Origin of the sequence: Sphaerisporangium sp. NPDC051017, from assembly GCF_040683095.1 — a bacterium.
Classification (GTDB): Bacteria; Actinomycetota; Actinomycetes; order Streptosporangiales; family Streptosporangiaceae; genus Sphaerisporangium.
In genome coordinates this window covers 1-8,862 of sequence record NZ_JBFBCI010000112.1, presented here as the reverse complement: position 1 = coordinate 8,862, position 8,862 = coordinate 1, and the positions used below count along the sequence as shown (strand labels likewise).

At 67.2% G+C, this 8,862-nt stretch carries 11 protein-coding genes; 5 read left to right on the top strand and 6 right to left on the bottom strand.

Annotated features, from left to right (window positions below; all coding sequences use genetic code 11):
* Positions 1–377 precede the first annotated feature (377 nt).
* The 5 genes from AB0M95_RS40045 (at position 378) to AB0M95_RS40025 (ending at position 4,301) form a co-directional block, all read left to right on the top strand.
* Positions 378–851, top strand: coding sequence for an HAD family hydrolase (locus AB0M95_RS40045; protein ID WP_363776709.1), 474 nt, complete (start codon positions 378–380; stop codon positions 849–851).
* Positions 845–1,645 carry an endonuclease/exonuclease/phosphatase family protein gene (locus AB0M95_RS40040; RefSeq protein WP_363776706.1) on the top strand — a complete coding sequence of 267 codons (801 nt, stop codon included), beginning with the start codon at positions 845–847 and terminating at the stop codon, positions 1,643–1,645. The genes AB0M95_RS40045 and AB0M95_RS40040 overlap by 7 nt, the downstream gene beginning before the upstream one ends.
* A gap of 590 nt (positions 1,646–2,235) precedes the next feature.
* On the top strand, positions 2,236–3,087 hold the full coding sequence (locus AB0M95_RS40035; protein WP_363776703.1) for an aminoglycoside phosphotransferase: 852 nt from the start codon (positions 2,236–2,238) through the stop codon (positions 3,085–3,087).
* 223 nt (positions 3,088–3,310) lie between these two features.
* Complete coding sequence (locus AB0M95_RS40030; protein ID WP_363776700.1) at positions 3,311–3,769, top strand: hypothetical protein; 459 nt, start codon at positions 3,311–3,313, stop codon at positions 3,767–3,769.
* Between the two features lie 280 nt (positions 3,770–4,049).
* Positions 4,050–4,301: a hypothetical protein gene (locus tag AB0M95_RS40025; protein ID WP_363776697.1), complete on the top strand. Its 252-nt coding sequence runs from the start codon at positions 4,050–4,052 to the stop codon at positions 4,299–4,301.
* Between the two features lie 50 nt (positions 4,302–4,351).
* Here AB0M95_RS40025 and AB0M95_RS40020 read toward each other — a convergent pair whose 3' ends face one another.
* From AB0M95_RS40020 to AB0M95_RS39995, 6 genes are all read right to left on the bottom strand, one after another.
* The gene (locus AB0M95_RS40020; protein WP_363776694.1) at positions 4,352–5,116 is read right to left on the bottom strand and encodes a DUF2637 domain-containing protein; all 765 of its coding nucleotides are present in this window, start codon (positions 5,114–5,116) and stop codon (positions 4,352–4,354) included.
* Complete coding sequence (locus AB0M95_RS40015) at positions 5,113–5,811, bottom strand: hypothetical protein (RefSeq protein WP_363776691.1); 699 nt, start codon at positions 5,809–5,811, stop codon at positions 5,113–5,115. Before AB0M95_RS40015 ends, AB0M95_RS40020 begins: the two co-directional genes overlap by 4 nt.
* Before the next feature lie 113 nt (positions 5,812–5,924).
* Positions 5,925–7,142 carry a DUF3560 domain-containing protein gene (locus AB0M95_RS40010; protein ID WP_363776688.1) on the bottom strand — a complete coding sequence of 406 codons (1,218 nt, stop codon included), beginning with the start codon at positions 7,140–7,142 and terminating at the stop codon, positions 5,925–5,927.
* 192 nt (positions 7,143–7,334) lie between these two features.
* Complete coding sequence (locus tag AB0M95_RS40005; RefSeq protein ID WP_363776685.1) at positions 7,335–7,643, bottom strand: hypothetical protein; 309 nt, start codon at positions 7,641–7,643, stop codon at positions 7,335–7,337.
* Entirely contained in the window at positions 7,640–8,419 is a 780-nt protein-coding gene (locus AB0M95_RS40000; protein ID WP_363776682.1) for a hypothetical protein, read from the bottom strand. Before AB0M95_RS40000 ends, AB0M95_RS40005 begins: the two co-directional genes overlap by 4 nt.
* A partial coding sequence (locus AB0M95_RS39995; RefSeq protein ID WP_363776679.1) for a hypothetical protein occupies positions 8,419–8,862 on the bottom strand: 444 nt, incomplete at its 5' end. The genes AB0M95_RS40000 and AB0M95_RS39995, both read right to left, overlap by 1 nt.

Genomic DNA, 8,862 nt, shown 5'->3' with positions numbered 1-8,862 from the left:
GCCACGGGCACGGGCCTCGTCCGGGTTGACCAGTTTCACCTCACCCCGGCCCTGAAGGACGCGATCGTCGACTACTACCAGGTGGATCCCGAGGGGGCCAGCGACCATTCCGGCATCGTGACCGTGCTCAACACCGACCGCATCGACACATCACAGATACGACCTTTCACCTGAGCACGAACATTGAGGCCCACCCCGCGTCGGCGGCGTGCTCATCGTGGGCCTGGCCATCAAGAACGCATGACCCGTCGACCGTGATGCGCCGCCCCCCGCTCAAGGGTGAGCGGGATGGTCCGAATTTCGGCCGTATGTGCTCGCCACGGTAGGAGCTCATGGCTGGAACCCGGCGAGCCGCGATGTCACAAGGAGGATGGCACGTGATCAGATGCATCGCCTTCGATTTCGGCGGCACGCTGGCCCCCAGGCACTCTAAAGCGGTAGACCCGGATGCGATCGTCGTCCTGAGCTTGCTTCGCTCCCGTGGCTATCGGCTGGTGCTGGCCAGTAACACCCTGCCGCACCAGGATCGCCGTGCGGCCCTCGTGCAGGCCGGCGCCGACCGATTCTTCGCCGAACTCATCCAGTCGCATCAATTAGGGTTCGCCAAACCTCAGCCGCAGTTCTACGAGGCCGTGGAAGAGGCTGCCACCGTGGACAGCCCGGGCCAGATCCTTTTCGTGGGAAACAACATCACCAAGGACGTCGCCAAGCCCCTCGAATACGGGATGCGCGCCGTACTGATCCGATCTGAACCGCTGGCGCCTTGCGAGCGACTTCCCGCCAGAGCGCTGCTGATCTCAACTGTGCATGAACTGCCCGGACTGCTGGACAATTTGGAGACCGGATGCTGATCGCCTCGTGGAACCTGCGCAACGGCGGAATCGATGCCGGTGACGCCGGCCGACTGACCCGCCAGCTCGGCCTCCTGGCCGGCCTGGAGGCCGATGTCATCCTGATCCAGGAGGCCAAGCACTGGCTGCTCAATGGCGCCCACGGCCTGCACCTGGCCGAGCGAGCGCTGGACATGCGCGGGTATGTGGCCCGGGCCGCCCGACATGACTGCCACCTGGTGGTGCTCATCCGCCCTGGCCGCGGCCTGGAGGTGCTGCGGGAACGTCATGAACGGCACCCGCCGTTCTGGCATGCCCAAGCGCGAGTTGAATGCCGCATGGCAGCCATCGGCCACCCGCTGATACTGGCCTCGGCGCACTTCGCGCCGTTCAACCCAGCCATCCGGGAGGAGGAGGCGCGTGCCAGCACTGATTTGGCGAAAGGCTGGGCGGTGCTGGGCGGTGACTTCAATGACCCTGGCCTGGGTGACCCCGCCGTGGACTGGCGAGCACTGCCGGGATACAAGCAGGTGAGGCACGGCCCCGACGACCGGGCCGCCGCTCGCTCGCTGCAACAGGCCGGATTCGTCGACGTCGCCGGTTTCCTATCCGACCAGCGAAATGTTCCGGACTTGCGCGCCCCCACCGCGGGGTTCGGGCAAGATTCGACTCCCATCCGCTGCGACCGAATATACGTCTCAAAGCCACTGGAACCGGCCATCACCGACTACCAAATGGTCGAACAAAACGACTCCGATCACCATCTGATAACCGCTCGCCTCGATCTGGGATACACCCGGGCTGTTGGCAGGTGATCACCTGCTACACACTGCTGAGACACGCCGCCCCGACGTCTTGGACGCCTTCGCCGCGACGCAGGTCAGCTTCTGGGCCTCGCCCGCCCGTGCCAAACCTGCCCCATAGGGGAACCAGCTCGTCGCGGCGGCTCAGCGCTGGGCATCGCACCGGCGATCCATGCGCTGGCAGACCGCGTGACGACGAGGTTGATTCCCCATGTCCCACGTCGTCACGCACTCACCCGACCCGCTCTTCGGGTCAAGCGGGGCGGATCCGGCTGCACAACTTGAAGTACGCGTACAGTCCGGTGAGCGACCCTGTGACCGCAGCCCGCCGCATCGCGGCGCGCTACGTCCAGCTCCGGGGTCGCCATCCGGTGGGAACACGAAGATCCGGAGCAAGCCGCGCGACAGGTGGTCAAGGCAGTGCGGTCGAGAAGAGACAACATGGCCGAGCGCTGTTGACCACAAGTGACTGATGCGGGCGTGTCCAACGCTGGGATGTCAGCACGTCAGCATCAACCGCCCGGCTGGAGCCCTGCGGGGAGTCTTCCCACTGTGGCCAAGATGGGGCCCCTGCGGGCTGGCACGCTGCTACGGTCAGGCCTATGCGCTCGGCTTATACAACTCGTGCTGTCGATTTGCGGGTTGAACCGGTTGGTGAGGTTCTCGATCGTGTGGAGCGGTCGCTTCAGACACGCCTGAATCGGGACACCGTAGTACGCAAGCGCCGCTCGATTGGCGCGCGGACGGACCGCGATACGTGGGTACGTATCGAGAGGCGAGGGCTCGACCGGATCGGGGTCCAGGGCGGGGACGGCACCGCGTCCGCCGAGGCCCTGCGCGGGATCGCGAAACCTGCCTGGCTCGCCGGCGTCGTGTGGCGGGACGAGACGGAGCCGGTGATGTGGCGGGCGGACGAGACGGAGCTGCTGCCGGGGGCGCCGGTGGGCAGCGCCGTAGTGGCGGAGGATCCGCAGCTGCCCGAGGAGTGGTGGGCCGCGCTGAACGCCTCGCTGAATGCCCTCGCCGCGCAGCACACCAACCGGGTCGCGACACCGGATACCGAGACCCTCACGCAGGAACTGGTCACGGGAAGGATCCACAGCGTCTTCCCCGGCGTCGATACGGCCGTAGGCGAATGGCGTCTGGCCCATGCGGATTTCAACTGGGCGAATTTGACGGCGCCGGTGTTCTGCGTGTTCGACTGGGAGGACTGGGGCATGGCCCCGTGTGGCCTGGACGCGGCAAATCTGTGGGGCGCCTCCCTTGCCGTCCCGGCTCTGGCCGACCGCGTCCGCAGCGAGCGATGTGACGATCTGGAGAGCCGGGACGGCAAGCTGATGACGCTGTTCGTCGCCGCGAAGATCCTCGGCCCCTACGCCGACCCGGACGACCCCCGACTGGGGGCCGCCCGGGAGACGGCGGAGCGAGTGGTGAAGGAACTTCAGACGGGCTGACGGCGGGCTGGAGGAGCTGCCGGTACTCTCGGACGACCTGGTCATCGACCTCGTACGCCAGGGCGCCGATCAGCTCCCGCAGGTGGTCGACGTTGCCTGTACCGACCGCGACCGCGTCGACCCGGGGCAGGATGTAGGCGGAGCGGAACGCCGCCTGGACCCTCGTGGCCCGCTGGGAATGCCGCAGGAAGTCCGCGGGTCGAACTGTTCCCACACGGGCTGTGTGGTGCTACCACCGAAGGCCATCGACAACGCGCCTCGCACGCTGTCCCCGTATACCCAGTCGTTCCTCCACCTGCACCAGGCCGAGGCGCTGTCCCGCGACGGCGATCACCAGAAGGCCGGCACGGCGCTGAACCGCGCCATCTCCCTCTGGGTCCGCTGCACGGAGGAGGAAACACCCGACTGGCTGGACTGGTACGGCGAGGCGCAACTGAAGTCGACCGAGGGCAAGGTCATGCTGCGCTCGGGCCAGGTGGAACGCGCTACAAGCTCCCTGGAGACCTCCGTCAACAAGGCCGCGCCCCGGGACAAGGCCGTGCGGTCCAGCCGTCTGGCCGAAGCCCGACTCGCTGGTAATGACCTGGATGGAGCACTCGACGCCGCGAACTACGGGGCCGAGCTGCTCGAAGACAAGGTCAGCTCCGTGCGGGCCGTGGATCCGGCTGAAGGAGTTCTCTGACCGACTCGGACCACACCAGTCGGTTCCGGCCGTACGTGAGTTCCGCGAGCGGCTTCGGGCACTGTCCGTCGCGGTCTGATCCGAGGTCCCTCCTTCCGGCGGAATCCGCTCAAGCCGCTTCGCCCAATGGCGTCGTACCCATCGATGTAGTCGCGGCCGTTCAGCCAGGTCGCGAGCTTGCCCACGCCGCGTGGCCCTTACGAGTGAGCACGTGATGTCACTGTGCGGGCTCGCCAAGACGATCCATTACGACGTTGGTTACCTGTCGTAGGGAGATGGCTTGAGCGGCACGGTAGTGCTGGAGGAGAAGTGGCCGGTCCCGGGCCGGCATGTCCGGGCGGCCGAGTGGCTGCAGATCTGGGCGGATCTGGGAAGGGCGCCGCGGACGATCGATGCCTACGCACGCGGGTTGGTCGAGTACCTGGAAGTGTGCGAGCGCGAGGGCGTCGACCCGGTGACGGCCAGCCGGGCGCACATCGGCCTGCGGAATGACACCAACGTCGTCAACCGGCCGAGCCGCCCTGCGCTGTGATTGCCAAGGTCAGAAGTGCTTACCTCGAGGACTTCTTCAGGAGCAAGTAGCTAGGCGACGAGTTGCTTGGACGCGGGCTCACGAGCGCTTCTCCCGGGGTGCTGGGCGAGAGCTGCTCGAATGCGCGAAGCTTTGGGATGGCCGACCTGGAGTTCTCGTTTGATCCGGCGGATCGAAGGGATCTTTCCCATGTCGAGCTCGTCGGCGTAGATCTCGATCGCGACCAGGGCGTCGGGATCCGGGAGGGGCGACAGAGCGGTTTCGGGGCCGTCGGCCGGGGAGAACGTCTCGGATTGATCCTGGGTGGGGTCGGCGGCCCGTTCTGCTGCGCGTTCTTTTCCGGAGGTGGGGCGGCCGTCGCGTAGGAGGCGGATGAGGAGTTCGAAGGAGCCGACCGCGACCAGGGCCGGCCAGCCGGCCACGATGGCCCCGACGATGCCGTGTCCCAAGCCGTTGGCGACATTGGCTCCGACGGTGGCGCAGACGCCGATGGCCAGCAAACCCCAGGCATGCCAGGGGGCTCTACGGTTCTTGCGGGTGTAGTGCAGGATCACCAGGGAGCAGGTCGCGACCAGTCCGTCGACGGTGAGGGGGAGGGCTTGGGCGGTGGCGCCGGTCTCGCCGTACCGGGTGACGAGTCGGTAGGCATGTCCATAGCTGATCACGGCGGCGATACCGGTCACCACCAGGACTGAGAATGCCGCTCCCCAGCGGATCAGGCGGTCTCCGGTGGTCTCCTTGGCGTCTTCGGTGGGCGCGAGATCAGGTTCTGCCCGCGGCACGGTGTCGGGCTTGTAGCGAGGATCGTCGGTCAAACAGTGCTCCGAGTCATGACATGGGAGGGGTGAGTGCTTTTGGTGGGCGGTGGAGGGGTTTGGGTGGCAGTGCGGGTCCGGAGCTCGGAGAGCGGCAGCGGCCGGGAGCGGCCTCCGCGCCGATCACGCAGGATCGCGACGTCGCCGAGCTCGTTCCGAAGGTCCTGCTCGGCGGCCTCGACCGCGGCGAACCCCGTGGGTTCGATAGCGAGCATGCGAGTCCACTGTCGGATGCCCGCTCTCACGCAGAAGCCACCGCAGTTGGCGTGGTTCAGGTTGTAGGGCGGGTAATAGAGGGCCGGTGGACGCAGTCCGAGGTCGGTTGCCCAGTCCAGCATGTCGGCTTTGGTGAGGTAGGGCTGTTCGCGCATCGGGAACTCGACCGTCCAGGGAGTCCAGCCCCGTGTGATCGACGCAGTTCGGTGGGCTTCGAAGTGGTCGATCCCGACGTACAGGATCGCCTGGTCCGGGTCGATGTGGGCCTCCAGCCAGCGGCGGGCCGGAATCTGCTTCAACCAGCGAGAGCAGGGCGCGACGCGGTTGTTGCCGAGGAAGCGGACGTCCCGGAACAGCTCCAAGGGTGTCCGCCCATCGCAGACCCGGACGACAGGGAGGCCGAGCTGCTCGGCCGCGTCCCCTCTGAAGCGGTACAGATCAGGATGCTCGACGAGAGTGTCAGCAAAGACCAAGACCATCTTTTCGATTCCGTGCCGTGCTGAGACACGCTGGGCGGCGGCCCAGGAGCCGATACCGCCCGACCACTGCACCACCCGCCACGGCTCGTTAGCACCAGGGATCGGGTCCGGGATCACGCGGGATCACCGGCCTGCCGCCCGTTTCCGGATGCTTCCGAGTCGAGAGCGCTGGTCGAGAACGCTTCTGGATATCGGAACCGGGCCTCGGCAGCGGTCATCTGACCACCGGCCTGGTCGTAGGGGAGCCGGTCGGTCCATCCGGCTCCCCCCAGCGCGTTGCGGGAGTTGGCCATGGTGACCACGTCGAGGTGGACGCTGTTGACGCCGTTGGCCACGGTGAGGGATTTGGAGTTGACTCGGACGATCTCGTACCAGCGCCGCCCGCACCTGACGAAGTCGCCGCGGGAGAAATCGGCGCTGGACCAGACCTTTTCGCCTGACTGCTCTTGAAGCTTGGTGATGTGCGCCTTCCAGTAGGTGATCTCCTCGGTCAGCAGGGTGATCTGCGACTCGGTGACCGCGCGGGCGGTCGGGCCGACGGCGATGAGCACCTCGGCGGTGTTGCGGGCCTGGTCGCGGGAGATGATGCGCGAGCCCTCCGGCCGGTCGGCCAACCGCTCCTCCAGGGTTCGCCCGTAGTCGTTGGTCCAGTCGGTGATGACCGTGATCTCCCACCGCTCGATCCGGCCCTTCAGGTAGCGCTGGTGGCGGCGGACCTCAGCTTCGAGCCGCTCCACGCGCCGGCGGGTCGTGCCGATGTCCTCGCGGCCGGCCTTGACTCCGGCTGCGGCCTTCGCGCGCCTGGCCCACCGTTCGCCGCGCTGCACGTGTTCGCGGCCTCGGTCCTCCTTGGCGTTGCGCCTCTCCTCCTGCCGGACGGTCCGGTTGTAGGAGTGGTGGCCGATCAGGTGCGGCTGTCCGAGCGGGATCTGGCTGCGCTCCTGGTTGACCTGGCCGATCATGGCGCCGCCCTTGGTCAGGGCGTTGTCGGCGTAGCCGCTGAACCGCTCCGCGCGCTCTTTGGCACGGTCGTAGCGCTCGGCCTCCAGTTCGGCGAAGCTGGTGGTAGGCAGGGTGATGTCGTCGATCTCGACCTGCACCTCGTGGCCGAACCCGCGCAGCGCGGCGGCGCACCGGTCGATGTCGTACTGCTTGGCCGGGCGGCGGCGGGTGGAGCCCAGGTACCAGTACGCTTCGCCGTAGTCGGGGTGGTCGTCCAGGTGCCGGGATGGGCGGAAACCGGCGTCGCGGATGATCTCTCCCGAGCCGTCCGCGTGGGTGGTGCCGTAGACGACGGTGCCGGTCTCCAGGGTGTGACTGATAACGATCACGAACGTTGTGGTCCTTTCGGAGATGAAGGAGCGACTCGCCGCGGCGGCGAGACGATCGAAGGGGTGGTTGAGGGGGTCTCAGCCCCAGTTGTCGAGGTATTCGGGGGCGGGGAACTGGGTCATGGCGCCGGCGATCTCGCTGTAGGGGATGTCGAAGGCTTCGCCCCACAGGTGCCAGGCCGCGTGGTAGGCTCAGTCGGCGAAGGCGCTGCGGTCGTCTTCGCGGACGTGATCGGACCAGGAGCTGATCCGCTGGTGGCCGTAACGCCAGGTCACCGCCCGGACGTGTGCCAGCGCCCACTGCTCTCCGGGATGCGTGGGAAGATCCCGAACGTCCTGCTGGGTCGCCGCCCACGCGGCCAGAGCGCGGGCCAGGTCCCAGAATTGGAATCGGCCACGGATGGCCAGCGTGAACTCAAGCCGGCCGTCCGGTCCCCGCGACAGGCTAAGCCTGGTGGCGCGGGTCCGTTGTGCGGTGGTCATGGCGGGAGTGGTCTTCACGCTGCTTGCTTCCTCGGGGCGAGGTCTTCCACGACGCCGGGGTGGGCGCGGTCAACTCGCTCAAGCAGTTCGGCACGCCAGGTAAGGGCGTAGTCGAGGCAGTTGCCGCAGTGGCGGTGCTGGTGGCGGGGGTGGCGGGCTTCCCATCGGGCGGCTCGTGACCAGGCGAGGCTGTCGCCGGAGACGATCTCTCTGGCGGAGGAGATCAGACCGGTGGTCTTGTAGCCGAAGGCGTGGAGCCGGAGCCCGTAGCGGGCGAGCCAGGAGATCATGAGCGCGACGGGCAGAATGGTGCCCTTGCGGCAGATCGAGCCAAGCCCGACGACCGGCTCGTCTCGCAGGTCGATCCCGGCGGCGAGCCATTGTTCCAGGTGGTCGAGATAGTCCCGGGGACGCCTGCCTTGCAGGACCAGCATCCAGGGCAGATCAGGTTCGAGGCTGCGGAGTTCCAGCCCGTTGACGATCGTCGCCCGCTGATGCTCTGCAACCGACAGCCCGGTCCTGGCCAGCGATTCGTCTTCGCACGGCCAATCGAGCTGAGCGATGTGGCAGGGATGGCCGATCTCGTCGTGGTAGCGGCGCACCATCCGGGCGCCCAGGCGCCAGCGCCCGTACCGGGTGAGTTCCGTGTACGCCCCGGAGTCCAGGCCCCACACCCCGCCCTCCACCAAGCGGGGAAGGGACGAAAGCGGCGACAGCGAGTGCTGCGAGGCATACAGGGGGACGCGCACCCGGGCCAGCCAATCTGGGTGATGGGTGCCGAGGAAGAAGCGCATCAGCCCGCCTTCGATACGTCGGGGCCCTGGGAGTTGGCCGGCGCGTGAGCCAGGAGACGAGGATCGGTGGGGATGCGTGTGATCAACGCGACCAAGCCGCGGCGGACTGGTTGCCCTCCGGCGGTCACCTCGATGAACACCTCATCCAGCATGGCGAAAGCGTCGGCTTCGCTCTCCGCGGCCACCTCCAGGGTCACTTCGACGGTCGAGCGGTAGTGGAAGGTCGGCCCGGCGGGTGGGTCGGGCGACTGCGACAGGTCGATGGTGCTGGGCTGGCCGGCCTGGTCGATGACCGTGAACACGTTGGCGGCCGAGCCCGGAGCGCTGCGATCGGCCCAGGCCAGTTCCGTGTGAACGATCTCGTAATTGAGCAGGGGGACGCTCACGTAATTGAGCGGGTCCTGGTCTGAGTTCTGTTTTATCGCGTACTCGTCGTGCTGGGG

Bases quoted from the DNA above. Each gene is read 5' to 3' on its own strand.
- AB0M95_RS40040 (WP_363776706.1), top strand. From the start codon at position 845: ATGCTGATCGCCTCGTGGAACCTGCGCAACGGCGGAATCGATGCCGGT.
- AB0M95_RS40035 (WP_363776703.1), top strand. From the start codon at position 2,236: ATGCGCTCGGCTTATACAACTCGTGCTGTCGATTTGCGGGTTGAACCG.
- AB0M95_RS40015 (WP_363776691.1), bottom strand. From the start codon at position 5,811: ATGGTCTTGGTCTTTGCTGACACTCTCGTCGAGCATCCTGATCTGTAC.
- AB0M95_RS40000 (WP_363776682.1), bottom strand. From the start codon at position 8,419: ATGCGCTTCTTCCTCGGCACCCATCACCCAGATTGGCTGGCCCGGGTG.